Annotated in this window: 22 protein-coding genes and 1 pseudogene; 16 read left to right on the forward strand and 7 right to left on the reverse strand. The window is 70.3% G+C overall.

Annotation, left to right across the window (positions count from 1 at the left end; translation table 11 throughout):
- The first annotated feature begins 26 nt into the window (after window positions 1-26).
- Window positions 27-2,144, forward strand: coding sequence for a molybdopterin-containing oxidoreductase family protein (locus ACWPN5_RS26935; RefSeq protein ID WP_492298435.1), 2,118 nt, complete (start codon window positions 27-29; stop codon window positions 2,142-2,144).
- Here ACWPN5_RS26935 and ACWPN5_RS26940 read toward each other — a convergent pair.
- The 3 genes from ACWPN5_RS26940 to ACWPN5_RS26950 form a co-directional block, all read right to left on the reverse strand.
- Entirely contained in the window at window positions 2,141-2,875 is a 735-nt protein-coding gene (locus ACWPN5_RS26940) for a proteasome-type protease (protein WP_492298437.1), read from the reverse strand. The genes ACWPN5_RS26935 and ACWPN5_RS26940 overlap by 4 nt on opposite strands.
- Window positions 2,876-3,025: 150 nt before the next feature.
- Window positions 3,026-3,193 (reverse strand): hypothetical protein, encoded by a 168-nt coding sequence (locus tag ACWPN5_RS26945; RefSeq protein ID WP_170295972.1) that lies wholly within the window; start codon window positions 3,191-3,193, stop codon window positions 3,026-3,028.
- Window positions 3,194-3,775: 582 nt separating this feature from the next.
- On the reverse strand, window positions 3,776-4,510 hold the full coding sequence (locus tag ACWPN5_RS26950; RefSeq protein WP_492298439.1) for a GntR family transcriptional regulator: 735 nt from the start codon (window positions 4,508-4,510) through the stop codon (window positions 3,776-3,778).
- Between the two features lie 224 nt (window positions 4,511-4,734).
- On the opposite strand from ACWPN5_RS26950, the gene ACWPN5_RS26955 reads away from it, so the two are divergent.
- The 7 genes from ACWPN5_RS26955 (at window position 4,735) to ACWPN5_RS26985 (ending at window position 12,542) form a co-directional block, all read left to right on the forward strand.
- Window positions 4,735-5,748: an ABC transporter substrate-binding protein gene (locus ACWPN5_RS26955; protein ID WP_492298441.1), complete on the forward strand. Its 1,014-nt coding sequence runs from the start codon at window positions 4,735-4,737 to the stop codon at window positions 5,746-5,748.
- An 82-nt stretch (window positions 5,749-5,830) separates the two neighbouring features.
- The gene (locus ACWPN5_RS26960; protein WP_119507235.1) at window positions 5,831-6,637 is read left to right on the forward strand and encodes an ABC transporter permease; all 807 of its coding nucleotides are present in this window, start codon (window positions 5,831-5,833) and stop codon (window positions 6,635-6,637) included.
- A gap of 3 nt (window positions 6,638-6,640) precedes the next feature.
- Window positions 6,641-7,423 (forward strand): ABC transporter ATP-binding protein, encoded by a 783-nt coding sequence (locus ACWPN5_RS26965; RefSeq protein ID WP_492298443.1) that lies wholly within the window; start codon window positions 6,641-6,643, stop codon window positions 7,421-7,423.
- Window positions 7,420-8,751, forward strand: a complete 1,332-nt coding sequence (locus ACWPN5_RS26970; protein WP_492298445.1) for an amidohydrolase family protein — start codon at window positions 7,420-7,422, stop codon at window positions 8,749-8,751. Before ACWPN5_RS26965 ends, ACWPN5_RS26970 begins: the two co-directional genes overlap by 4 nt.
- 17 nt (window positions 8,752-8,768) lie before the next feature.
- Window positions 8,769-9,500: a maleate cis-trans isomerase family protein gene (locus ACWPN5_RS26975; RefSeq protein ID WP_492298447.1), complete on the forward strand. Its 732-nt coding sequence runs from the start codon at window positions 8,769-8,771 to the stop codon at window positions 9,498-9,500.
- 158 nt (window positions 9,501-9,658) lie between these two features.
- Window positions 9,659-11,095, forward strand: a complete 1,437-nt coding sequence (hydA, locus tag ACWPN5_RS26980) for a dihydropyrimidinase (RefSeq protein WP_492298449.1) — start codon at window positions 9,659-9,661, stop codon at window positions 11,093-11,095.
- Window positions 11,096-11,126: 31 nt separating this feature from the next.
- Entirely contained in the window at window positions 11,127-12,542 is a 1,416-nt protein-coding gene (locus ACWPN5_RS26985) for an amidase (RefSeq protein ID WP_492298451.1), read from the forward strand.
- 24 nt (window positions 12,543-12,566) lie between these two features.
- Here ACWPN5_RS26985 and ACWPN5_RS26990 read toward each other — a convergent pair whose 3' ends face one another.
- The 3 genes from ACWPN5_RS26990 to ACWPN5_RS27000 are packed head-to-tail and all read right to left on the reverse strand — an operon-like array spanning window position 12,567 to window position 15,330.
- Entirely contained in the window at window positions 12,567-13,394 is an 828-nt protein-coding gene (locus ACWPN5_RS26990; protein ID WP_492298452.1) for an SGNH/GDSL hydrolase family protein, read from the reverse strand.
- Window positions 13,391-14,152 (reverse strand): SGNH/GDSL hydrolase family protein, encoded by a 762-nt coding sequence (locus ACWPN5_RS26995; protein WP_200478421.1) that lies wholly within the window; start codon window positions 14,150-14,152, stop codon window positions 13,391-13,393. Before ACWPN5_RS26995 ends, ACWPN5_RS26990 begins: the two co-directional genes overlap by 4 nt.
- Window positions 14,149-15,330, reverse strand: coding sequence for an OpgC family protein (locus ACWPN5_RS27000; protein ID WP_492298454.1), 1,182 nt, complete (start codon window positions 15,328-15,330; stop codon window positions 14,149-14,151). Before ACWPN5_RS27000 ends, ACWPN5_RS26995 begins: the two co-directional genes overlap by 4 nt.
- A 242-nt stretch (window positions 15,331-15,572) precedes the next feature.
- Here ACWPN5_RS27000 and ACWPN5_RS27005 point away from each other — a divergent pair, with 242 nt between their 5' ends.
- From ACWPN5_RS27005 to ACWPN5_RS27025, 5 genes are all read left to right on the forward strand, one after another.
- A complete protein-coding gene (locus ACWPN5_RS27005) occupies window positions 15,573-17,990 on the forward strand; it encodes an FkbM family methyltransferase (RefSeq protein ID WP_492298456.1) in 2,418 nt (805 codons plus the stop codon).
- A gap of 264 nt (window positions 17,991-18,254) precedes the next feature.
- Window positions 18,255-19,442, forward strand: a complete 1,188-nt coding sequence (locus ACWPN5_RS27010) for an ABC transporter ATP-binding protein (protein WP_492298458.1) — start codon at window positions 18,255-18,257, stop codon at window positions 19,440-19,442.
- A gap of 46 nt (window positions 19,443-19,488) precedes the next feature.
- Window positions 19,489-20,535, forward strand: a complete 1,047-nt coding sequence (locus ACWPN5_RS27015) for an ABC transporter substrate-binding protein (protein ID WP_492298460.1) — start codon at window positions 19,489-19,491, stop codon at window positions 20,533-20,535.
- 201 nt (window positions 20,536-20,736) lie between these two features.
- The gene (locus ACWPN5_RS27020) at window positions 20,737-21,627 is read left to right on the forward strand and encodes an ABC transporter permease (RefSeq protein WP_492298462.1); all 891 of its coding nucleotides are present in this window, start codon (window positions 20,737-20,739) and stop codon (window positions 21,625-21,627) included.
- The gene (locus ACWPN5_RS27025; RefSeq protein WP_040136197.1) at window positions 21,620-22,435 is read left to right on the forward strand and encodes an ABC transporter permease; all 816 of its coding nucleotides are present in this window, start codon (window positions 21,620-21,622) and stop codon (window positions 22,433-22,435) included. The genes ACWPN5_RS27020 and ACWPN5_RS27025 overlap by 8 nt, the downstream gene beginning before the upstream one ends.
- 1 nt (window position 22,436) lies before the next feature.
- Here the strand turns inward: ACWPN5_RS27025 and ACWPN5_RS27030 are convergent, their stop codons facing one another.
- A complete protein-coding gene (locus tag ACWPN5_RS27030) occupies window positions 22,437-22,793 on the reverse strand; it encodes a hydroxyisourate hydrolase (protein WP_492298464.1) in 357 nt (118 codons plus the stop codon).
- A 29-nt stretch (window positions 22,794-22,822) separates the two neighbouring features.
- On the opposite strand from ACWPN5_RS27030, the gene ACWPN5_RS27035 reads away from it, so the two are divergent.
- From ACWPN5_RS27035 to ACWPN5_RS27045, 3 genes and pseudogenes are all read left to right on the forward strand, one after another.
- A complete protein-coding gene (locus tag ACWPN5_RS27035; RefSeq protein WP_145681912.1) occupies window positions 22,823-24,052 on the forward strand; it encodes an MFS transporter in 1,230 nt (409 codons plus the stop codon).
- A pseudogene (locus ACWPN5_RS27040) lies at window positions 24,052-24,657 on the forward strand (amidase family protein); the annotation flags it as partial. The gene ACWPN5_RS27035 and the pseudogene ACWPN5_RS27040, both read left to right, overlap by 1 nt.
- Window positions 24,658-24,757: 100 nt before the next feature.
- Window positions 24,758-25,444: an amidase family protein gene (locus ACWPN5_RS27045; RefSeq protein WP_492298467.1), complete on the forward strand. Its 687-nt coding sequence runs from the start codon at window positions 24,758-24,760 to the stop codon at window positions 25,442-25,444.
- Window positions 25,445-25,512: the final 68 nt, after the last annotated feature.

The raw sequence follows: 25,512 nt of genomic DNA on the forward strand, positions 1-25,512 counted from the left end.
CCCTTCCCGCACCCATCTGTAGACCCATGCCCAACCGCACCGCCCCCCGCCTGCACGCCCCCCGTCTGCAAGCATCGGCCTGCCCGCACGATTGCCCGTCCACCTGCGCGCTGGAGGTCGAGGTGCTCGACGAGCGCCGCATCGGGCGCATCCGCGGCGCCGCCGACAACAGCTACACCGCGGGGGTGATCTGCGCGAAGGTCGCCCGCTACGCCGAGCGGGTGCACCATCCCGACCGGCTGACCCAGCCGCTGCGCCGCACCGGCCCCAAGGGCTCCGGCCAGTTCGCACCGATCTCCTGGGACGAGGCGCTGGACATCGTCGCCGAGCAGTTCCTGGAGGCGGAGCGCCGGCACGGGCCGGAGACGGTGTGGCCCTACTACTACGCGGGCACCATGGGGCTGGTGCAGCGCGACGGCATCAACCGGCTGCGCCACGCCCGGCGCTGGTCGGGCTTCTTCGCCACCATCTGCACCAACCCGGCCTGGGCCGGCTGGCTGGCCGGCGCCGGCAGGCTGGCCGGGGCCGACCCGCGCGAGATGGCCAAGTCCGACCTCGTGGTGATCTGGGGCACCAACGCCGTCTCCACCCAGGTCAATGTGATGACCCACGCCGTCCGCGCCCGCAAGGAGCGCGGGGCCAAGATCGCCGTGGTCGACGTCTACCGCACCCCGACCATGGAGCAGGCCGACATCCCGCTGCTGATCCGTCCGGGCAGCGACGGGGCGCTCGCCTGCGCGGTGATGCATGTGCTGTTCCGCGACGGTCTGGCCGACCGCGCCTACCTCGCCAGCCACGCCGACGACCCGGCCGGGCTGGAGGCGCATCTCGCCAGCCGGACTCCGGAGTGGGCCGAGGCCATCACCGGCCTGCCGGCGGCGGAAATCGAAGCCTTCGCCCGGCTGGTCGGGCACACGCCGCGCAGCTATTTCCGGCTGGGCTACGGCTTCACCCGCTCGCGCAACGGGGCGGTGAACATGCACGCCGCCTCCTGCATCCCGGTGGTCAGCGGCGCCTGGCAGGTCGAGGGCGGCGGGGCTTTCCACTCCAACAGCGGCATCTACGGCTGGAACAAGACGCTGATCGAGGGGCTGGACCTGCGCGACCCGGCCGTGCGCATGCTCGACCAGTCGCGCATCGGCCCGATCCTGGAGGGCGATCCGGAGGCGCTGGCCGGCGGCCCGCCGGTGACGGCTTTGCTGATCCAGAACACCAACCCGGTGACCATCGCCCCCGATCAGGCCCGCGTGCGCCGCGGCTTCGCCCGCGACGACCTGTTCGTCTGCGTGCACGAGCAATTCATGACCGAGACGGCGCGCATGGCCGACATCGTGCTGCCCGCCACCATGTTCCTGGAGCACGACGACCTCTATCAGGCGGGCGGCAACCAGCACATCCTGCTCGGACCCAAGCTGGTCGATCCGCCCGGCGACTGCCGGCCCAACCACGCCGTCATCACGAAGCTGGCGCGGCGGCTGGGCAGCGACTCCCACCCCGGCTTCGCCATGACCGAGCGGGAATTGATCGACTCCACGCTGCGCGCGTCCGGCCACGGCACGCTGGAGGCGCTGGAATCCCAGCGCTTCCTCGACGTGCAGCCGGCTTTCGAGGACGCGCATTTCGTGAAGGGCTTCCGCTGGCCCGACGGCAAGTTCCGCCTGAAGCCGGATTGGCCCAAGGTGCCCTACACCGCGCCGTCCACCTTCGGCCCGGTCGATGCCATGCCGACCTTCCCCGACCATTGGGCGGTGACGGAGGAGGCCGACGACGAGCACCCCTTCCGGCTGGTCACCGCGCCGGCACGCAACTTCCTGAACAGCAGCTTCACCGAGACCCCGACCTCCGCCGGACGGGAGCGCCGGCCGAGCCTGATCCTGCACCCCGAAGACGCGGCGGCGCTGGGCATCGCGGACGGTGACCGGGTGGAGGCCGCCAACGGGCGCGGCGCGGTCCTGCTGCACGCGCGGCTGTTCGACGGGGTGCGACGCGGCGTGGTCATCGCCGAATCCATCTGGCCCAACGCGGCGCACGAGGGCGGGCACGGGATCAACAGCCTGACCGGCGCCGACCCGGTGGCCCCGTTCGGCGGCGCCGCCTTCCACGACAGCCATGTGCGCGTGCGGAAGGCGGCGTCTTCCGATTAATCAGCCCATTTGGGCGGCGGCAGGGAGCGGAATGCCTCGCGGAGCGCCTGGGACCAGCCGTCGCTGATCTCCTTGAAGCAGGGGTCGTCCTCGCCGATCCGCCGCCGCGTCTCCAGCTTCAGAGAGTCGCGGCGGTAGGCGATCAGGTCGAGCGGCAGACCGACCGTCAGGTTGGAGCGCAGCGTGCTGTCCATGGAGATCAGCACCAGCTTCATCCCCTCCTCCAGCGGCGTGTTGTGGTTCAACGCGCGGTCGAGGATCGGCTTGCCGTATTTGTGCTCGCCGATCTGGAAGAAGGCGTTGTCGGCGGTCGCCTCGATGAAATTGCCGGCGGCGTAGACGTGGAACAGCCGCACGCGGTCGCCGCGGATCTGGCCGCCCAGGATGATGGACAGGTCGAAATCCACCCGCTGCTCCTTCAGCGCGTGACCGTCCCGCTTCCACACCTGACGGACGGCGGCGCCGACGAGCTGGGCGGCCTGGAACATGCCGCTTACGCTGGAGATGGTCCGGATCTCGCCGTCCAGTTCCACCCCCTCCTGGATCAGCGCGATCACCGACTGGGTCAGCGACAGGTTGCCGGCGGTCATCAGGGCGATCATGCGGTCGCCCTGCTCTTCGAAGACGTGCATCTTGCTGAAGATGGAGATGTGATCCACCCCCGCGTTGGTGCGCGTGTCCGACAGCATCACCAAGCCGTCCTTCAGATACAGGGCGACGCAGTAGGTCATGGTCCGTCCTCTCTCCTCCCAGCGGAAGCCGGACCGCCCACGCAAAAGGGGCGGCCGGCTGGCCGCCCCAGTGTATGCCGAAAAAACCAGCACGCCGCAAACCCATCGCGGGACGCGGGACATCATGTCCCGTGCCCCTGCGGCTTGCGGTCAGCGCTGCTGCCCGCCCTTCTCGTCCCGATCGCGGTCCATGTCCTGCTGTTGCCGGTTTGCCTGGTCCTGCCCCTGCTGCCGGTTCTTCGGGTTGTCCTGGGTCTGCTGCCCCTGCTTCCGCTCGTCCTGGCTGCCCATTTGATTCGGGTTCCGCTCGTCGGCCATGGTGCTTCCTCCGCATTGCCGGTTCCGATGCCCGGCGGGCATGACGTGAACCGAGACGGCGATGGTACGCGCCACAATCGGCCCGCTCCTACATTGGCAGTCGATCATGTCCCGATTCGCGCGGGGTTTGCCGGTGCCCGCGCAAGGTCATAGGCGGAAAAACATACTCCTCCGGCCACCGTGCCCATTGACATCATGCGGGTACGTATGGTCTATCTTTCGTAGCGCTGCGAACAGCGTCAGGCCGGAGTTTAGGGAGGACTCGGTAGTCCGTGAAAGCAAGGGCGCGCCGCATAAAAACAAAGGCGCGCACACAATGCGACACGCTGCATGCCTCAAGCCCCAGCACCCCCGCAGGGCTTTGACGGCGGCAGCGTGTTTCACTTTCAGGACCCTGCCTCACCACCAGACATTGCGATCCGTTGCCGCGCCGCACACAGCACCCATGGCGTGTTCCGGGCAAAGAAAAAGGCCGCCAGGATTGCTCCGGCGGCCTGAGTTTAGGGAGGAAACGCCCGAAAAGGCGTCAGTGAAACTAATATATTCCGCAGCGCAGCATAATTCAAGCCTTAATCGAACGAATCAATCCACGTCCATCGGCGCGGCGCTGGCGACGGCCCCGCCCTCCTGAACCGCCGGCTGGCGCAGCGCCTGGATGACCGCCACCGCGGTGCGGCGGCTGTGGTCGGCCAGCAGGGCGCCGGCCTCCTCGGCGTCGCGGCGGCGGAATGCCGCCATGAAGCCTTCATGCTCGTCCACCGACTCCTGCCAGCGGCCGGTGTCGTAGTTGGCGAGCGAGCGGGCGCGCAGGATCTTGGCGGCAAAGCCGGCGTAGGTCGCTTCCAGCGCCGGGTTGCGGGCCATGGCGACGATCTGGGCGTGGATCTGCCGGTTGGTCAGGAAGTAGGCGGCGCGCTCCCCCGCCTCGTGCTGGGTGACCAGCTGGTCGTGCATGCGGTCGAGCTTCGTGAACTCCGCGTCGGAGCCGTTGCGGCAGGCGAGCGTCCCGGCCAGCCGTTCCAGCGCGTCCATCACCTCGAAGATCGCGCTGATCTCGCCGGGGTCCACCGGGGCGACGATGGCGCCGCGGTGCGGGCGAAGCTCCACCAGCCCCTCCGATGACAGAACCCGCAGCGCCTCGCGCAACGGCGTGCGGGAAATCCCGAGTTGCTCGCAAAGCTGGACCTCGGGGACGCGCACGCCGGGCGGCAACTCCCCGTCCAGGATCATCGCCCGCAGTTCCTCCACCGCGGAATGATGCAGCGTCGCGCGGCGGATCGGCCGGGCCGGCGCCTTCATGGTCTTGATCCTGTCCATCCTGACCCACCACCCCCGAAAGTGCTGCATACTTGGGCATGCATACCGAAAAGATGCGCCATGCCCAAAAATCAGGCAAGCCCGCTCCCGCGCGGCCGGCCTCCTTCAATATGCCCTAAACGGCTGAAAACAGCCAACAAATTGGGAATTATAATATTGTATACAATTTGGCACGGGCCTTGCGAAAGGAGGAGGGACGCAACCGCATCGGGAGCACTCCTTTCATGACGTTCCGGTCCCTCACCCTGACGACCGTCACCGCCGCTTTTCTCGCTCTCTCGGCCGCCGCGACGGCCCAGGCCGCCGACGCGGAGAAGCTGAAGCTCGGCTTCGCCAAATGCGCCCATTGCCTGCCGATGGCGCTGACCCCGGAACTCGCCAAGGGCGTGGAGATCGAGGCGATCAACTTCAATTCCGGCAACGACGTGCTGACCGCGCTGGTGTCGAAGAGCATCGACATGGCCCAGGTCACCTACCTGCACTACATCACGGCGCTCGATAAGGGCTTCGACGTGGTGGCCGTGTCCGGTCAGGTGAACGGTGGGTCGGAGATCGTCGTCGGCAAGGGCATCACCCTGAAGGCCGATGATTGGGACGGGCTGAAGACGCTGGTCGCCGAGCGCAAGGAGAAGGGCGAGCCGCTGCGCGTCGCGGCGTCGCGCGGCAACGCGCAGGACATCCACATGCGCGGCGCCCTCCAGAAGCACGGCATCAACGTCAACAAGGACGTGCAGTTCATCAACATCCCGAACCCGTCCGACCATGCCGCCGCCCTGCAGCGCGGCGAGGTGGACGTGATCTGCACGGTGGAGCCCTTCGCCTCGCAGATCCGCCAGACCGGCGTCGGCACGCATTTCGCCCTGCCCTATGACCAAGCCGCCGGCAACCTGACCAACCTGATCGTCACCCGCTCCGACGTCATCAAGGACCACCCGAAGGCGGTCGAGGCCACCGTCGGCTCGGTCGTCGCCCTGGTCGACAAACTGAAGTCCGACCAGACTGTGTGGGTGGACGTCATCAACAAATACACCGGCATGGACAAGGCCGTTGCCATCGAGGCGCTGAAGAACGCCTCCCCGGATTACGCCATCCACAAGGACAGCACGCTGGCCATCGCCACGATGATGCGCGAGCTGAAGTACATCTCCAACGACGTCACCGCCGCCGCGGAGAAGAACCTGGATTACACGTTCCTCGAAGCCGTCACCAAGAAGCCGAAGAGCGAGCTGGGCTTTTAAAAGTACTTTGCTCCACGAAGCCCAATCCCCTCCCCCTCTGGGGAGAGGGTTATAAATATGACGGGATAGGGAAAACCGGGCCATGACGGCATTGTCGAAATCCTGGGAGCGCGCCGTCGTTCCCCTCTTCATCCTGGCCGCCTGGGAGGTGTTCTCCCGGTCCGGCTTCCTGCCGGCGGCCCTGCTGCCGGCCCCGTCGGTGGTGCTGCACACCTGGGGCGACTGGATCTTCGGCTTCGACGAGACCTCGCAAGGCAACACCGGCCGCTGGCTGGCCGACGCCCTGTCCAGCGCCACCCGCGTCGCCGCCGGCTACGGCATCGCGGTGGTCAGCGGCGTGCTGCTCGGCATCGCCATCGGCTGGTGGCGCTGGGTCGAGCGGACGGTGGAGCCGACGCTCCAGATGCTCCGCCCGGTGCCGCCGGTGTCGTGGATCCCGCTGGCGATCATCTGGTTCGGCATCGCCAACAAGCCGGCCATCTTCCTGGTCTTCCTCGGCGCCTTCTTCCCGATCCTGATGAACACCATCCACGGGGTGAAGACCGCCGACCGCAACCTGATCCGCGCCGCCTCGATGATGGGCGCCACGGAGCAGCAGCTTCTGCGCCACGTCGTGTTCCCGGCGGCCCTGCCCAGCATCTTCGCCGGCCTGCGCATCGGCATCGGCGCCGCCTGGATGCTGACCGTGACGGCGGAGATGGTCGCGGTGAAGAGCGGCCTCGGCTACGTGCTGTGGGACAGCTACTACTTCCTGCGCTACGACCTCGTGCTCGCCGCCATGGCCAGCATCGGCCTGCTCGGCTACGCGACCGACGCGCTCATCAAGGTCCTGATGTCCGCCGCGCTGCACTGGCAGCACGGCTCCACGCTCCAGAGCCGGGAGGGCTGAGCGATGGCTTCCATCGAGCTTCAGAACATCACCAAGATCTTCCGCGACGCCAAGCGCAAGCGCGACCTGCTGGCCATCGACGACGTCAGCCTGTCGGTGGAGAAGAACGAGTTCCTCTGCCTGCTCGGCTCGTCGGGCTGCGGCAAGTCCACCCTGCTGAACATGATCGCCGGCTTCGAGAAGCCGACCGAGGGCAGCGTGACGGTGGGCGGCAAGGCGGTGGACGGCCCCGGCGCCGACCGCGGCATGGTCTTCCAGCAGGCCAACCTGATGCCCTGGCTGCCGGTGTGGGAGAACGTCGCCTTCCACCTGCGCCTGAAGGGCTGGCGCAAGGCCGACCGGCGCGACGCCGCCCAGGAGTACATCGACATGGTCGGCCTGCGCGGCTTTGAGAACCATTTCCCGGCGGAGCTGTCGGGCGGCATGAGCCAGCGCGTCGGCATCGCCCGCGCCCTGCTGCTGAACCCGCAGGTCATCCTGATGGACGAGCCCTTCGCGGCGCTCGACGCCCAGACCAAGATGGACATGCAGGAGGAGCTGGTCGCCATCTGGCAGAAGCAGCGCTGCACCGTCGTCTTCGTCACCCACAGCGTGGACGAGGCGCTGGTGCTGGGCACCCGCGTCGCCGTGATGACCAGCCGTCCGGGCCGCATCCGCGAGCTGATCGCGCTCGACCTGCCGCGCCCGCGCGACACCACCGGCCCGCGCTTCAACGACCACAAGCGCCACATCCTCAACCTGATCCGCGAGGAGGGCCTGCAGCAACGGCAGGCCGCCGTCGCGTGACCGGCCGGCTCGACCTGCTGCTGACCGGCGTCACCGCCCTGACCGGGGAGGCCGTCGGCAGCGTCGTCGAGGACGCCGCCATCGGCATCCGCGACGGCCGCATCGTCCATCTCGCCCCGGAATCGGAAGGCTTGCCCGCCGCCGCCGAGACCCGGCGCCTGCCGGGGCGGGTGGTCACGCCGGGCTTCGTCAACGCGCACCTGCACGCCGTCCTGGTGATGGTGCGCGGCGTCGCCGCCGACCTGGGTTTCGCCCCCTCCTACACGCCGGGCGTGCCCAAGGGCACCGACGCCACGCCGGAGGAGGCCCGCGCGCTGGCCCGGCTGGGCGCGGTGGAGGCCCTGCTCGCCGGCTCGACGCTGATCTGCGACCATTTCGTCCACGCCGACGCGACGCTGGACGCCATCGCCGAGCTTGGCCTGCGCGTCCATGCGAGCTGGCGCGTCCACGACGTGGATTTCGCCCGCGTGGCCCAGGGGGAATGGCGCTTCGACGCCGCCATCGGCAGCGACCTGCTGCTGCGGACACTGGACCTGCACGCCCGCTGGAACGGCGCCAACAATGGACGCATCCGTGTGCAGATGGCCGCCCATGCGCCGGACACCTGCTCCCCCGCCTTCCTGCGCACCTTGGCGGACGAGGCTGCGGCGCGTTCCATGCGCGTCAACACCCATCTGGCGCAGAGCCGGGTGGAGGTGGAACGGGTGAAGGCCTCCACCGGCCTGACCCCGGCGGAGCTGCTGGACGAGAGCGGGCTGCTGAACAACCGGCTGCTCGCCACCCACTGCCTCTATGTGGAGGACGCCGACATCGCCCGCCTCGCCCGCGCCGGGGCGCACGCGGTCCATGTGCCGAAATGCAACGCCGCCTCGGGCCGGCTGGCCCCGACGCCGAAACTGAGGGAGGCCGGCGTCAATCTGGCGCTGTGCACCGACACGCAGCACGGCGACATGGTCGAGGCGATGCGCTGGGCGCTCGCCACCGCGCGCATCCAGCAGGGCGGCGTCACCGCCGCCTGGCAGCCCGCCGACGTCTTCCGCATGGCGACGCTGGGCGGCGCGCAGGCGGTGGGCATGGCCGAGGAGATCGGCACGCTGGCCGTGGGGAAGCTGGCCGACCTCGTGGTCTTCGACGCCCGACGCCCGCATCTGCGCCCGCTGATGAACCCGCTCGGCACGCTCGTCCACACCGCGCAGGGGCGCGACGTGGAGATGGTGCTGGTAGACGGCGAAACCCTGGTCGAGGACGGGCGCCCCGTCCGCGCCGACCTGAACGAGATTTGCACCGAGGCCGACAAGGCCGCCCGCGCGCTGTGGGCGCGCGCCTGAACGAAAGAATCATGGATATGAGCAACCGCGTCCTTCTGGGCATGCTGACCCCCTCCTCCAACACGGTGCTGGAGCCCGTCACCTCCGCGATGCTGAGCGGCCTGCCGGAGGTGACCGCCCATTTCGGGCGCTTCACGGTGAAGGAAATCTCGCTGCGCGCCGCCGCGCTCGACCAGTTCACCGACGCGCCCTTCCTGGACGCCGCCCGGCTGCTGGCCGACGCCCGGCTGAACGTGATCGGCTGGAACGGCACCTCGGCCGGCTGGCTGGGCTTCGCGGCGGACGAGAAGCTCTGCGCTTCCATCGAGGCCGAGACGGGAATTCCCGCCTGCACCTCCATGCTCGCGCTCAACGAGATCCTGGAGACGACCGGGCGCAAGCGCTTCGCCATCGTCAGCCCCTATCTGGACGAGATCCAGGACAAGATGGTTGCCAACTACAACGCCGCAGGCTTCGAGGTGGTGGCCGAGCGGCATCTGAACGACCGCGGCAACTTCTCCTTCTCCGAGGTCACCGAGGAGACCATCGAGCGCATGTGCCTGGAGGTCGCGGAGGCGAAGCCGGAGGCCATCGCCATCATCTGCACCAACATGCGCGGCGCCCCGGTGGCGGAGCGGATGGAGAAGGCGCTGGGCATCCCCGTCTACGACACGGTGTCCACGGTGGTGTGGAAGGCGCTGCGCATGACCGGCGTGGACACCCGCCGCGTCGAGGGCTGGGGCAGGCTGTTCCGCGAGCTGCATGGCTGAGGGGAGTATTGCCCCCACCCCGGCCCTCCCCCGCTTCGCGGGAGAGGGTGCCTTCTGCGAAGCGGCGGCAGTTCCCTCCACCGCCATCGGCGGGGGAGGGCTAGGGAGGGGGCCGGTACGTCACGCGGGGCAAGAACGTCACGATGGGAGAAACGGGCATGAACTTCGATCTGGTCATCCGCAACGGCACCGTCGCCACCGCGTCGGACGTGTTCAAGGCCGATGTCGGCGTGCGCGGCGGGCGGATCGCCGCGCTGGGCGAAGGGCTGGCCGCCGGGCGGGAGGAGATCGACGCCGCCGGGCTGCTCGTCCTGCCGGGCGGGGTGGACGGCCACGTCCATTTCGACCAGCCGACCGGCGATGACTCCGTCATGGCCGACGATTTCCTGACCGGCACCCGCTCCGCGGCCTTCGGCGGCACCACGACGGTGCTGCCCTTCGCCTGCCAGGAGAAGGGCAAGACGCTGCGCGCCGCGGTGGACGACTATCACCGCCGCGCCGCCGGGAAGCCGCTGATCGACTACGCCTTCCACCTCATCGTCACCGACCCCACCGAGCAGGTGCTGGGCCAGGAGCTTCCGGCGCTGATCCGCGAGGGCTACACGTCCTTCAAGATCTACATGACCTACGATGCGCTGAAGCTGAACGACCGCCAGATCTTGGAGGTGCTGGACATCGCCCGCTCCGAAGGCGCCATGGTCATGATGCACGCGGAGAACGCCGACTGCATCGCGTGGCTGACCGAGAAGCTGGAGCGCGCGGGCCAGACCGCCCCCTTCTTCCACGGCGTCTCTCGCCCCCGCGTGGCCGAGCGCGAGGCCACCCACCGGGCCATCTCGCTGGCGGAGCTGGTCGACGTGCCGATCCTGATCGTCCACGTCTCCGGCGCCGACGCGGTGGAGCAGATCCGCTGGGCGCAGGGCCGCGGCCTGCGCATCTACGCCGAGACATGCCCGCAATACCTGTTCCTGACCGCCGACGACCTGGGTGGAGAGGGGTTCGAGGGCGCCAAGTGCGTCTGCTCGCCGCCGCCGCGCGATGCCGCGAACCAGAAGGTGATCTGGGACGGGCTGACCGGCGGCGCCTTCCAGGTCTTCTCCTCCGATCACGCGCCCTTCCGCTTCGACGGGCCGGGCGGCAAGAAGGTCCATGGCGAACAGGCGCCCTTCCGCTGCGTCCCCAACGGCATCCCCGGCGTGGAAACGCGCCTGCCGCTGCTGTTCTCCGAGGGCGTGATGAAGGGCCGGATGGAGCTGACCAAGTTCGTCGAGCTGACCGCCGCCAACCCCGCCCGCATGTACGGCCTGCACCCGCGCAAGGGCACCATCGCGGTGGGGGCGGACGCCGACATCGCCCTGTGGGACCCATCCCGCACGGTCACCATCACCAACGGCATCCTGCATCACAATGTGGACTACACGCCCTATGAAGGGATCGAGGTCACCGGCTGGCCGGTCGTCACGCTGTCCCGTGGTGAGGTGATCTGCCGCGACGGCGAACAGCTGGCCGCGCCGGGGCGCGGCGAATTCCTGCCCTGCGGCCTGCCCGCCCCGGCACGGCCCAAGGGCTCGCCCGCACCGGTCCTGCCGTTCTAAACTCGGCCCCCCGCAACCGGAGACCCTGCCCGTGAGCACACCCGACCTGTTCCGCCTCAGCGCCGCCGAGATGGCGGAGGGCGTGCGCACCCGCCGCTTCCGGGCGCGCGACCTCGTGACGGTGAGCCTGGAGCGCATCGCGGCGCTGGACGGCGGGCTGAAGTCCTTCATCACCGTGGCCCCCGACGCCGCGTTGGCCGCTGCCGAGGCGGCCGACCGGCGGGTCGAGGCGGGGGCACCGCTCGGCCCGCTGCACGGTGTGCCGGTGGGCGTCAAAGACCTGACGCTGACGGCGGGGCTGCGCACCACCTACGGCTCCACCCTCTACGCCGACCTGATCCCCGACACCGACGACCTCAGCGTCGCCCGTTTGAAGGCGGCGGGGGCCATCATCCTGGGCAAGACCAACACGCCGGAGTTCGGCTTCGGCGCGATCACCGGCAACGAGCTGTGCGGGCCGACCGCCAACCCCTACGACCTGGACAAGACCAGCGGCGGGTCGAGCGGCGGCAGCGCCGCCGCGGTGGCCGCCGGGCTGGTGCCGCTGGCCCAGGGCACCGACTTCGGCGGCTCGGTGCGCACGCCGGCCAGCTTCTGCGGGGTGGTGGGGCTACGCCCGACGCCCGGACGCATCCCCAGCCCGGGCCGCGCGCTGGCCTGGGACGGGCTGGCGACGCAGGGATTCCTCGCCCGCGACGTGGCCGACGCGGCGCTGGCGCTGGCCGCGGTCAGCGGGCCGGACCCGCGCGACCCGACCTCCCTTCCCGTGCCGGGATGGGCGGTGCCGGACCTCGACGCGCTCGACCCGCTGTCGCTGCGGGTGGCCTGGAGCACGGACCTCGGCTCCGCGCTGATCGACCTCGGGCTGGCCGAGCGGTTCGAGGCGGTGATGCGTGGGCTGCAAGGGCGCTTCGGCGACTTCGTGGAGGCCGCACCTGACTGCCGGGAGGCCGGCGCCGCCTTCGGCACGCTGCGCGCCGCGCACATCTTCCACACCTACGGCCGGACGCTGGAGCAGGACGGCGACCGGCTGAGCCCGTCGGTCGCCTGGAACATCGCGCGGGGCAAGGGGCTGAGCGCCGCCGACTATCTGCGGGCGGAGGCCCAGCGCAGCGCGCTCTACCGCCGCTTCGCCGCCTTCTTCCGCGACCACGACATCCTGATGACGCTGAGCGCCAGCGTGCCGCCCTTCCCTAACACCCAGGGCGACGTGACGGAGATCAACGGCTTCCGCCTGTCGACCATCATCGACTATCTGGCAATCACCTACACGGTGTCGCTGATCGGCTTCCCCTGCCTGTCGATCCCCTGCGGCTGGACGGCCGACGGCCTGCCCATCGGCCTGCAACTGATCGCCCGCCCCTACGAGGAGGACCGGCTGCTGCGCTGCGCGCGGTTCCTGGAGCGGGAGCTGGGGTTCCGCCATCGCTGGCCGGAGGGGCTGTAAAGGCCGCGGCCCCCACCCCGGCCCTCACGGACGCGCGGTCACCGTCCCCGCGGTCCGCAAACTGAACGCATCGTGCAGCGAGGCCGCCAGCGTGCGGGCGACGCAGTCGTAGCCGAAGTCGTTCTGGTGGATGCCGTCCGGCCCGACCAGATCGCCCAGGGCGGCCTGCCGCGTCTCCACCCACTGGCGCATCACCGCGTAGCGGTGGAACAGGCCGACCCCCTCCTCCGCCGCGACGCGGGCGATGCGCTCCTCCATCTCCTCATGCCGGGGCTTCGCCAGCATGGCCGGGGCGTATTGCAGGTCCATCAGCACGACGTCCAGCCCGGCCGCCTTCAGCGTCCGCACCCCGTCGCGGATCACCTGCTCCGCCGCGTCGGGATCGTCGCCGCGCAGGACGGTGTTGGCCGCCACCTGCCAGATCACCAGATCGGGCGCCTCGTCCAACACGTCGCGCCGGAACCGCTTCAGCATGTCCGGCCCGGTCTCACCGTTGGCGCCCTTGTTGAGGACGGTCAAGGCGAGGCCGGGGTAGCGCGCGCCCAGATGCTCGGCCAGCCGCGCGGGATAGCTGTGCTCCGCTTTGCTCGCCCCCGCTCCGGCGGTGGAGGAGGAGCCGATGGCGACGATGCGCAGCGGCCCGCCGGCGGCCAGCGCCCGCGCGCTGCGCGGCAGCGGCACGGCGAGGTCGGCGGTCTGCACCGACACGGCGCAGGCCGCTGCCTTCACCGGGCCGGGCGTGGCGGTCAGGCCGGCGAGGAAGGGGACGAGGGACAGCAGGGCGGCGGAGAGGAGGGCGGAAAGGACAGGGGCCCTCCGGCCACGGGTCCGGGGGGCGGGCGTGCCTGTCACGGAGCGGGTCTCCCGGCGCGGTCGATCATGGTGGACACGGTGTCGGCCAGGATGCGGCCGAGGCAGCGGTGGACGAACTGGTAGGCCTGCAGCTTTTCCTCCTTGGAGTCGGGGGCGAAGCCGACGCGGCCCTCCTCGAACCAATGCCGCATCATCTCGAAACGGGGGAAATGGACCACGTCGCTGTTCTGCGACATCCACTCCACATAATCAAGGTAGGGCTGGAAGGTGATGAGCTGGCTGGTCTGCGGGCTGTACTGCATGTCCATCAGGATCACGTCGGCGCCGCGCCCCTGGGCCGCTGCAATGCCACGGCCCAGCGCCTCCCCGAAACTGTCGGGCCCGATGTTCCGCATGGCGTCCGCCGTCCCCACCTGCCAGACCAACAGGGAAGCGGAGGAGGCGGCCAGTTCCCGGTTCAGGATCGGCAGCATCTCCTGCGCGGTCGCCCCCGGCGCGTTGCGCACGGTCACGCTGACCTTGCGGTCGGGCAGCCGGGCCGCCAGCTCCTTCTCCAGCAGCATCGGATAGGCGGTGTCGGGTCGCGCGCTCGCCGAGTTGAGCACCAGGATCGGCAGCGCGCCGCCGCGCTTCAGCCGCTCCCAGGCGCGCGGCAGGGCGCCGTCGACGGAGTAGACGGACTCCGGAACGGCGCAGGGATCGCCGGGCGTCGCGGACGCCGCCCGCGCGACGCCCATGCCGGTGGATGCGGTCAGTCCCGCGAGGACGGCCAGGGTCCAGACGATCGCGCGTTTCATGCGCTCGGGTCCTTGGCGGAGGCTGTGGCGGCAGGGACCATCGGGGCGGCGGAGGCCAGTGGAGCGGCGGGGGCCGCGGGCGGGGCGGATGCCGGTTGGCGGGGCGGCCGTCCCACGGACTGATACCAGGTCAGCACCCGCGCGGCCGCCACCATCACGGCGATTCCGGCGAGTGTGACCGAAAATTGGGCCAAAAGCGAGGCGGACCAGTGGTTCAGAACGGTCTGGCCGGCGAAGGACAGAAAGATGCCCAGGCAGAAGACCTGAAGCGACTGCCGCCCGCACAGAATCACCGGCGCCAGCGCCGGCCAGCGCAGCCACGCGCTGTCGAACCGCGCGATCTGCAGGACGACGTAGGCCAGCGCACAGAAATGCGCGAGCCGCAGCAGGTCGAGGTCGGTCTTGCTGATCGGGTAGAGGATCTCCGCCAGCCACATCGGCATCAGCGCCGCCATCGGCGCGATCTGCCAGGAGATCACCAGCAGCAGCGAGGCGAACAGATAGGCTCCCGCCAGCCACAGCAGCGCCGTCCGCCGCTCGGTCAGCGTCGCCGCCACCCTGGGCAGCCGCTGCATGGTCGCCCCCAGCACGAACAGGAGCTGCCAGGCGAAGGGGTTGAAGAACCAGACGCCGCCGTCCGGGTAGGTCGGCAGGTTCCAGTCCAGGAGACGGGCCGCCGCGTAGAGCGCGACCGACCCGGCGAGCAGCGCCAGCGGCCAGCGCCGCAGCACCGGCAGCACCAGCGGGAGGGACAGCAGCAGCACGATGTAGAGCGGCAAGATGTCCAGGTTGGCCGGGCGGAACTTCAGCGCCAGCGCCTGGACCAGCGACACCGCAGGATCGGCAAAGAAGCCGGCGATGCCCATTTCCTCGGTGAACAGCGGGTTGTCGAAGACCCGCGCGGTGTAGGCGACCTGGGCCGTGAAGGCGAGGAACAGGAAGAGATAGGCGATGTAGAGCGTCCAGCAGCGGTCGAGCACCTTGGCCGCGGCAAACCGCCAGCCATGCCGCTCCAGTATCCGCGAATAGACCAGCGACGAGGTGTAGCCGGAGATGAACACGAACACCTCGGTCGCGTCGCTGAGACCGAAGTTGCGCATCGTTACCCAGGCGATCTGGTTGCCCGGAATGTGGTCCACGAAGATGAACCACAGGGCCAGCCCGCGGAAAAAATCCAACCGAAGATCGCGCATCCCGCCCGACGCCACCGCCCGACCCCGCCCTTGTTTCGCGTGCGCGGCACCGTGGCACGGGCGGTCCGCTTTTGGCAATCGGCACAGAGGTCTGGCCGCCGTTGGTGGAACCCGGGCGCCATACCGGCGAACGCCCCATGCGCAACACCGCGTGTTGTGCTATCACCGCGCGCAACCGGTTCCGTCCCACCGCACCGGTCCGCGGCCGGTCAAGCGAAGGACCCAGAATGGCGACCATCGAAGAAGCGCTCGGCATCGCGGTCGATCACCACACGTCCGGTCGCCTCGCCGAAGCCGAGATCATCTACACCCGCATCCTGGAGGCCGACCCGCACCACGCGCCGGCCCTGCATCTGGCCGGGGTGCTCGCCGGCCAGACGGACCGTCTCGACACCGCGCTCGACCGGTTGCGCCGCGCGGTCGCGGAGGCTCCCGGCACCGCGGCCTACCGCATCGACCATGCCAAGGCGCTCATCGCCGCGCAGGAATGGAGCGCGGCGAGCTCGGCCCTGCGCTCCGCCCTGGCCCTGACGCCCGAGGCCCCCGATCCCTGGTATTTCCAGTCCCTGGCCGAGCATCACGCCGGCGACACCGACGCCGCCATCGCGGCCCTGCGGCACGCCTGCGCCCTGGCCCCGGACCGGGAGGACATGACCGGCCGGCTCGCCCTGCTCCACCAGCAGCGCGGGCAGGAGCATCTGCGGCGGTTCCGGCAAAGCCTCGCCCTGGCCGACTTCCAGAGCGCGGTCGCCTTGAGCCCGGCGGAGTCCGAACCGGCCTTCCTGCTCGCCACCGCGCTTCTCGATTCCAACCGCTTCGACGCGGCGGCCGCGATGTACCGCCGGGCGATGAGCCTCGCCCCGGCGGAGGGATTCGCCCTGCACAATCTGGGGATCACCCTGAGCCGCGGCGGCCGCGCGGACGAGGCGCTGACCGTTCTCCGTCGCGCCGCCCGCCTGGACCCCGGCCATGTGACGGTGCGCGACGCCCTCGTCCAGGTGCTGGAGCGGCGCGATCCGACAGAGGCCGCCCTGTGGTCGAGCGAGGCACTGGCCCTCAAGCTGGCGCGGGCCGCCGCCATGGTCCCCACCGCCGAAGCCCTCTCCGATGCCCCGCCGCCCGGTTCCGACGCCGCCCGGACCCGCAACATCGTCGCCTTCAGCCTGTGGGGGACGCGGGAGATCTACACGCGGGGCGCGCTCGCCAACGCCAGGGCGGTGCCCGCGGTTCTTCCCGGCTGGACCTGCCGCTTCTACCACGACGATTCGGTTCCCCGCCCGGTGCTGGACGAGCTGGCGCGGCTCGGCGCCGAGACGGTCGGCATGCCGGCCGGCAGCGGCCCCTCGCACGGGCTGTTCTGGCGCTTCCTCGTCGCCGACGACCCGACGGTGGCGCGGTTTCTCTGCCGCGACTGCGATTCCCGCCCGACCGCGCGGGAGAAGGCCGCTGTGGACGCCTGGATCGCGTCCGGCCTGCCCTTCCACGTCATGCGCGACCATGTGCTGCACACCGACCTGATCCTGGCCGGGATGTGGGGCGGCATGGCCGGCCGGCTGCCGCCGTTGGGGCCGGCCATCGACGCTGCCGCCGACCGCAGGGCCGACCGCTGGCAGGACCAGCGCTTTCTGGCGGATTGGGTGTGGCCGCGCATCCAGGGGCGCGCGCTGGTCCATGACAGCGTCCATCCCGAGGCCGGCCAGCCCTTCCCGCCGGCCCCGGACGATCCCGTGTCGTCGCATGTCGGGGCGAAGATTCTGCAATTGCCGCTCAGCGGCCGCGTCTCCGCTGCCGCCGACCTGCCCGACTTTCCGCCCTCGGTCATCATCCTGCCGGCCCAGCCCGGGCGTCCCGTGCTCGCCGAACGGCCGGGACGCCACGGCATCATGCGCTTCTTCCCGAAGGACGCCTATGTCGGGCGCTCGCTCGCGCTCTACGGCGAATACTCCGACGATGAGCATCGCCTCGCCGCGATGCTGGTGGACGCCGGCGACGTGGTGGTCGAAGCCGGGTCGAACATCGGCGCGCACACCGTCCCGCTGGCCCGGACGGTCGGCCCCACCGGGCTGCTTCACGCCTTCGAGCCGCAGCGCGTGGTGCATGAATTGCTGGCCCACAACCTCGCCGCCAACGGCCTTCACAACGTCGTCCTGCACCGGGCGGCGGTCGGCGGCTCACCCGGCCAGGTGACCGTCCCGATCCCCGACTATGGCCAGCACGGAAACTTCGGCGCCGTCAGCATGGGCGCCATCGACGGCGAGCCGGTGCCGGTCGAGACGATCGATGGCCTCGGCCTGGATCGGCTGGCTCTGCTGAAGGCCGATGTGGAGGGCATGGAGGCGCTGGTGATCGAGGGCGCCGTCCGGAGCATTGCCCGTTTCCGACCGGCGCTCTATCTGGAGAACGACCGGGAGGAGCATTCCGCCGAACTCATCACCCTGCTCCAGGGCCTGGGCTACCGGCTGTGGTGGCACATCGTGCCGATCTTCAACCCGGCCAACTATGCGGGCAATGCGTTCAACGCCTTTCCCGGCGTGGTGTCCGTGAACCTGCTGGGCCTGCCGGAGGGACGCCCCTGCCCGCTGCCGACGCTGCCGCCGGTCACCGGGCCCGGCCAGTCCTGGCGCGAGGCCGCCAAGCCCGCCTGACCCCAGCGCCGTCCCTCCTTGCCCACACGTCGGGCAGCATGGTGAAGACCAAGGCTTCGCTGAAATTTTAGGCACATTCAGCGGGCAGTCTGCCCAGCTTCGCGCCGTGCCCGAACGGCCAAGTCTGGTTGAACACCAGAGTATGTGAGGGCTCCGGCCGGGTTCACCGGAGAACCCGCCGGAGTGGCACGCGGGTTGCTCTCCCTGTGTCCTGCGCCGTGCCACCGGGGGTCTCCGCCGGTGCGCCCTACCAGGATACGCCCCATGGCCGCACTCCAATCCACCCGCCCGCATCGCAGCCCGGAACCGCAGACAGCCGCTGAGACCGCCGCTGGGACCGCCACGGAGGCCACCGCGAAACCCGCGGGCGTCGCGGTGACGCTGGACGGCATCACCCACCGCTTCGGCGCCTCCACCGCGGTGGACAACGTGACGCTGGAGATCAAGGCGGGTGAGCTGGTGGCCCTGCTGGGGCCGTCCGGCTGCGGCAAGACCACGCTGCTGCGCATCCTCGCCGGCTTTCAGGCGCAGACGTTGGGCCGCGTCGTCATCGGCGACCGGGTGGTCGACAGCCTGCCGCCGGCCGGGCGCGGTGTCGGCATCGTGTTCCAGAATTACGCCCTGTTCCCGCACATGACGGTGGCGCAGAACGTCGCCTACGGGCTGGAGGCGCGGGGGGCCGCCCGCGACGCGGTGCGGGCGCGGGTGGAGGCGATGCTGGGTCTGGTGAAGCTGGACGCCATGCGCGACCGCTTCCCCAAGCAGCTGTCCGGCGGGCAGCAGCAGCGCGTGGCGCTGGCCCGCGCCCTGGCGATCCAGCCGAGCATCCTGCTGCTCGACGAGCCCTTCGCCGCGCTCGACAAGAATTTGCGGCTGGACATGCAGATCGAGATCAAGCAACTCCAGCGCCGTTTCGGCATCACCACCATCATGGTCACCCACGACCAGGAGGAGGCGCTGAGCATGGCCGACCGCATCGCCGTGCTGAGCCGGGGCAAGCTGGAGCAGTTCGGCACGCCGGAAGACGTCTACGACCGTCCCGGCACGCTGTTCGTCAACGGCTTCGTCGGCAGCGCCAACCAGTTGCGGGGCCGCGTCGTCCGCGCCTCCGGCAGCGTCGCCGAGGTGGCGCTGGAGGCCGGCACCGTTCTGACCGCCGTAACCCCCGACGCCGCGCTGGCCGCCGGCGACCCCGCGATCCTCTGCGTGCGCCCGGAGAATCTGCGGCTCGCCACCGAGGCGGCGCCCCAGCAGATCGCCGGCACCGTGGACCTCGCCCTGCCGCTCGGCCCGGTGGTCGTCTACGAGGTGCGCACCGCCGACGGCGGAAAGGTGAAGGTGACCGAGCCGCGCGTGGCCGGCGCCGCGCTGCGCGCGCCCGGCACGCCGGTCCGGCTGCAGCCCGTCTCCCCCCAGACCTGCCGCGCCTTCGCCGTTCCGGCGGGCGCCTGATCCACTCCCTCCCCCTTCTCTCCTCCTCCCCCTGGAGTGCCTGCCGATGACCCTCGACCGCCGCCAGATCCTCGCCGCCGGCCTCACGCTCGGCGCCATGTCCCTGTTCCCCGGCATGAGCTGGGCGCAGGCGCGCAAGCTGGTGTTCGCCACCTTCACCGGAAGCTGGGAGGAAGCCCACCGCGACGTCATCGTCCCGCATTTCCGCAAGGCCACGGGCAACGCCGACATCGCGCTGGACCCGATGCTGTCGGTGGACATGATCGCCAAGGTCTCCGCCGCCAAGGCGAACCCGCCGATCGACGTGATGCTGATGGACCCCGGCCCGCGCCTGTCGGTGATCGGCCAGGATCTGGCTGCCCCCTTCCCCGTCGATGACAGCAAGAATTACAAGGACCTGCTGCCGGTGGCCCAACTGCCCGAAGGGCCGGGCATCTTCTTCCAGGCGGTCGGCATCACCTACAACCCGGAGAAGGTCAAGACCCCGCCGACGAGCTGGGACGACCTGTGGAAGCCGGAATACAAGGGCCGCGTCGGCATCACCAACATGAACTCGACGCTCGGCACCGCCTTCATGGTCGAACTGGCGAAGACCCGCGGCGGCGGCGAGAACGACATCGAGCCGGCCTTCGCCGCGCTCAAGGAGCTTCAGCCGAACCTCGGCGCCGTAGCGCCCAATCCCGGTGCGCTCGCCACCCTGTTCCAGCAGGGCCAGATCGACATCTCGCCGGGCAACTTCAACGCCATCCAGATCCTGCGCGCCCGCGGCGTGCCGGTGGAGTTCGCCAAGCCGAAGACCGGCACCATCGCCTTCCTGACCACCGCCCACATCACCAAGAACTCGCCCAACGCCAAGCTGGCGGCGGCGCTGATCGAATTGGCCATGGCGCCGGAGGTGCAGACCAAGCTGATGCAGGCGCCCTTCTACGTCATCCCGACAAATTCCAAGGTGCAGATGGACGGCGACATCGCCCGCATGATCGCCAAGGACCAGGAGGAGCTGAAGGCGTCCTTCGTGTTCCACGACTGGTCGGTGATCAACCAGAACCGCGCCGGCTGGATCGAGCGGTTCAACAAGGAAATCAAGGTGTAAGTGCGGGAGACGGGCCACCCTCCCGGCACTTCCCTTGCTGGCCTTCTTAGCCCTCTCCCCTCCGGGGAGAGGGTGGCCCGCAGGGCCGGTGAGGGGGTTGCGCATTTTGGTGCATTCGGCACAAGCGCATCCCCCTCACCCTAACCCTCTCCCCAGAGGGGAGAGGGGACCAAGAATGCGATTGCCACAGGACCCCACCCCATGACCGCCATCACCGCCCCCGGCCTGGCCGGACCCGCGACCGCCGCACGGCCCCGCATCGGGCGGGAATGGACGCTGGCGCTGCCGCTGGCCGCCTTTTTCGCGGTGTTCTTCGTGACGCCGCTGCTCCTGCTGGTCGCCGTCAGCCTCTACGCCGACGCGGAGATGACGCGGTTCGGACTGGACCAGTACATCCGCTTCTTCGGCGACACCTTCAATCTGGCCGTGCTCGGCAGCACGCTGCTGCTGGGGGTGAAGGTCACGGCGCTGACGCTGCTGTTCGGCTATCCGCTGGCCTGGCTCTACACCCGCAGCGGGCCGCGGATGCAGTCCGCACTGATCCTCGTCATCATCCTGCCGCTGCTGACCTCCGTGGTGGTCCGCACCTTCGCCTGGATCGTCATCCTGGGGCGCGACGGCATCGTCAACAACCTGCTGCTGTCGCTGGGTCTGGCGGAGACGCCGCTGCGCCTGCTCTACACCGAGGGCGGTCTGGTCGCCGCCCTGGTGCAGGTGCAGATGCCGCTGATGGTGCTGCCGCTCATCACCACCCTGTCGCGGCTCGACCCAAACCTGCTCGACGCCTCGGCGGCGCTGGGCGCCGGGCCGTGGCGGGGCTTTCTCAAGGTGACGCTGCCGCTGAGCCTGCCGGGGATCGTCGCCGGCTGCCTGCTGACCTACGCCGCCGCCGTCACCGCCTTCATCACCCAGTCGCTGGTCGGCGGCGGGCAGATGCTGTTCATGCCGCAATACATCTATCAACAGACCATCACGCTTCACAATTGGCCCTTCGCCGCCGCCATCTCCATCGTTTTCATGATGTCGGTGCTGGGTGTGGTGATGCTGTTCAACCTGCTGGGCCGCGCCAGCAAGGGGTACGTCCATGCCTGACATGCAGCGCCCGACCCTGGGAAGCGCCTCCTTCGGCCTCGTCATGGGCACGCTCGCCGGTGCGGCCTTGCTGCTGCTGGCGGCGCCGACGCTGGTGGTGCTCGTCACCTCCTTCACCGACGGCTATTCACTGAAGTTCCCGCCGCCGTCCTACAGCCTGCGCTGGTACGCCTCGCTGATCGACGCGTGGCAGCTCCAGGACGCCGCGCTGGTCAGCCTGAAACTGGGCGCCGTGGTGACCGCCGTGTCGGTGGTGCTGGGCACCGCCGCGGCGCTCGCCATCGGGCGCAGCCGGCGGGCGTGGGCGCGTGGGCTGGACGCGCTGTTCATGTCGCCGCTGGTCCTGCCGGCTTTGGCCTTCGGCCTCGCCTCGCTGGTGTTCTTCAGCACGGCGGGGGTGGAGCTGTCCTTCCTGACGCTGGCCATCGGCCACATCGTGGTCAGCGTTCCCTACGTCCTGCGCACCACGCTGGCGAGCCTCGCCCAGCTTGACCCGGCGCTCCTGGAAAGCTCGGAGAGCCTGGGGGCCGGGCGCCTCTACACCTTCCGCCGGGTGACGCTGCCGACCATCCGCAACGGCATCGGCGCCGGGGCCTTCATCGCCTTCATGTCGAGCTTCGACAACATCCCGGTGTCGCTGTTCATGGCCGACGCCCGCAACGAGGTGCTGCCGATCCGCATGTGGCAGATCCTGGAGAACAGCCTGGACGTCCGCGCCGCGGCGGTGTCCGGCGTGTTGATCGCCGTCACCGTCCTGGCGATGGTGGTGATGGAGCGCGTCGCCGGCCTGTCGCGCCAGCTCCGCTGACTCATGCTCCCCGGAACAGGGAATAGCCCCAAGGGGTGAATTTCAGCGGCAGATGGTGGTGCTGGTCCACGTCGGTGACGGTGAAGCGGAACGGCGCCTCCTCCAGGAAGGCCGGCTCCGCCGCCCCCACACCTTGCGCGCGCAGCCAGGGGCCGATGTGGAACACCGCCTCGTAGACGCCCGCCGTCACGCCCGCGCCGCCAACCACCGGATGATCAAGCGCGCCATTGGCACACAAACGGCTTTCCGCTAGCCTGTCCCGCTGTCCGTCCCGCAAAGCATAGAGTTCCACCCGCATCCCCTCGGCGGGCACCCCGCGCGCCACATCCACCGCATGCAACGAAATCCCACCGGCCATCGGCCCGTCCCTTTCCTTGTGGAGTCCCCATGAACGTCTGGTTGCTGCCTCTGATCGCCATGGCGGCGGTTCAGGCGTTCGTCGGGCTGTGTCTCTTCGCGATTCCGGTGATCGCGCCGCAGGCGGCGCCCGACCTGGGGGTCGATCCGGGACTTCTCGGGCTTTATACCGCGGTCGTCTTCACCGCCGCCATCCCCGCGTCGCTGGGGGCGGGCGGGCTGATCGCGCGCTGGGGGGCGATCCGCACCTGCCAGGCCTGCCTGCTCGCCGCCGCCGGGGCGGCGCTGCTGTCGGCCAGCGCCCTTCCCATCGCCTTCCTTTTGGGAGCGCTGGCGCTGGGCTTCGCCTTCGGGCCGGAGACGCCGGCCAGCACGCAACTGCTGTCCCGGCTGACCCCGCCGGAGAAGCGGCCGCTGGTCTTCTCGCTGCGCCAGACCGGCAACCAGTTCGGCGGCATGGCCGCGGGATTCGCCGTGCCGCTGCTGGTCCTGTCCTTCGGCTGGCAGGCCAGCCTGCTGGTCGTGGCGGGCGCCACCGCCGTCCTGGCGCTGGTCCTGGAGCCGCTGGCGCGCCGCCACGACGGCGACGACCGCGCCGCCCCCCGCCCCGCCGGGCGCGGCACGCTGAAGCGCGCGCTCGATCTGGTCGCCGGGGAGCCGGCGCTGCGCCGGCTGGCCATGGCGGTCTGCGCCTTCTCGGCCATGCAGCTCTGCCTGAACGGCTTCCTGGTCAGCTTCGCGGTGACCGGCCTGGGCTGGAGCCTGCCGCTGGCGGGCACGGCGCTGGCGGTGGCGCAGGGCGCCGGGCTGGTCGGGCGCATCGGCTGGGGCCTCGTGGCGACGCGCTGGGCGCCGCCCCGCGTCATCCTCGCCGGGCTGGGCGTCGCCATGAGCGTCGCCGCCGCCCTCGTCGCCATCGCTTCCCCCGGCTGGCCGGTGCCCGCCGTCCTGGCGGTCTGCGCCGCCTTCGGCCTGTCCGCGAGCGGCTGGAACGGCCTCTTCGTCTCGGAGGTCGCCCGTCTCGCCCCGACGGGCCGGGCGGGCGAGGCGACGGGCGGCATGCTCGCCATCGCCTACGCCGGGCTGGTCATCGGGCCGGCGCTGTTCAGCCTGCTGGTCGCCGGAGGCTTCGGCTATTCCGCCGGCTATCTGGCCGCCGCCGCCGTCGCGCTGGCCGGCGCGGCGGCGCTGGTCGTCCCCCTGCCGCCAGCCCCCACCCCCGACCTTTCCACCGCCGCCGAGGACACCCCATGCGCCTGATGAGCGCCCGCCGGATCGCCGAACAGGTCGCCGCCCACAAGGTCAGCGCCGTCGCCCTCTACGACGAGTTGCTGGAACGGATCGCGGCGGAGAACCCGCGGCTGAACGCCATCGTCCATCTCGACCCGGAGGCCGGACGGGCGGAGGCGCGGGCCGCCGACGCGCGGGCCGCGCGGGGCGAGGCGCTGCCCCTGCTCGGCGTGCCCTTCACGGTGAAGGACAACATCTGGGTGCGCGGCCAGCCGGTCCGCCAGGGATCGCGGCTGTTCGAGGGCTTCGTGGCGCCGGAGGACGCGGTGGCGGTGGCCCGGCTGCGCGCCGCCGGCGCCGTCTTCGCCGGGATCACCAACTGTTCGGAGTTCGCCTGCAAGGGGGTGACGACCAACCTCCTGCACGGCCCGACGCGGAATCCCTGGGATGTGGCGCTGACCCCCGGCGGCTCCTCCGGCGGGGCGGCCAGCGCGGTGGCGGCGGGCTTGGCGCCGCTGGCGCTCTGCACCGACGGCGGCGGCTCCACCCGCCGGCCCGCCGCCCATGTCGGGGTGGTCGGCATGAAGCCGTCGGCCGGAGTCGTCCCCCACCCCATCGGCTTCGCCGAGCCGGTGTTCGGCAACTCGGTGATCGGCCAGATGGCCCGCTCGGTCGCCGACGCGGCGCTGATGCTCGAACTCGCTGGCCGGGCCGGACCCGCGCGACCCGCAATCGGTGGCGCTGCCCGGCCGGTTCCTCGACGCCACGGCCAACCCCCACCCGGCGGGCCTGCGCATCGCCTACAGCCGGCGGCTGGGTCTCGACGCCCCCGTCGATCCGGAGGTCGCCGCCTGCGTGGAGCGCGCCGTCCACCGCCTCGCCGACGCCGGGGCCATCGTCGAGGAGGCTGACCCGGTGTGGCCCGCGGGGGCCGGGGAGAGCGGCCTGATGCCCCTCCAGTTCGCCGGCCTCGCCGCGCTCTACGGCGAGCGCTACCGGGCGACGCCGGACCTGTTCGACCCCGACATCGGCCAGCAGATCGACGCCGGTTTGCGCACCAGCGGCGCGGAGGTCGCCCGCGCCCTGCACCTGCGGGAGGAGGCGTACCGCGCGCTGGCGGCCCTCTTCACGCGGTACGATCTGCTGGTCTGCCCGACGACCCCGGTCACCGCTTGGCCGTTCGACCGGCTCGGCCCCGCCACCATCGACGGGCGCCCGGTGACGCCCCGCGGCCACGCGGTTTTCACGCCGCTGTTCAATCACTGCTACGCGCCGGCCTGCTCGGTCCCCTGCGGGGTGACGGAGGGCGGTGGGCTTCCGGTGGGGCTCCAGATCGCCGGTCCGCGCCTGTCCGATGCGGCGGTGCTGCGGCTGGCCGCCGCGGTGGAGGCCACCTCCGGTTATGCGCTGCCCTTTCCGTAACAGCTTTTCCAAGAAATGGAGGGCCAGCAATCGGGATAGAACAGACAGCCTGTTTTAATTACCATCGT

Source organism: Azospirillum sp. UENF 211521 (assembly GCF_058780535.1).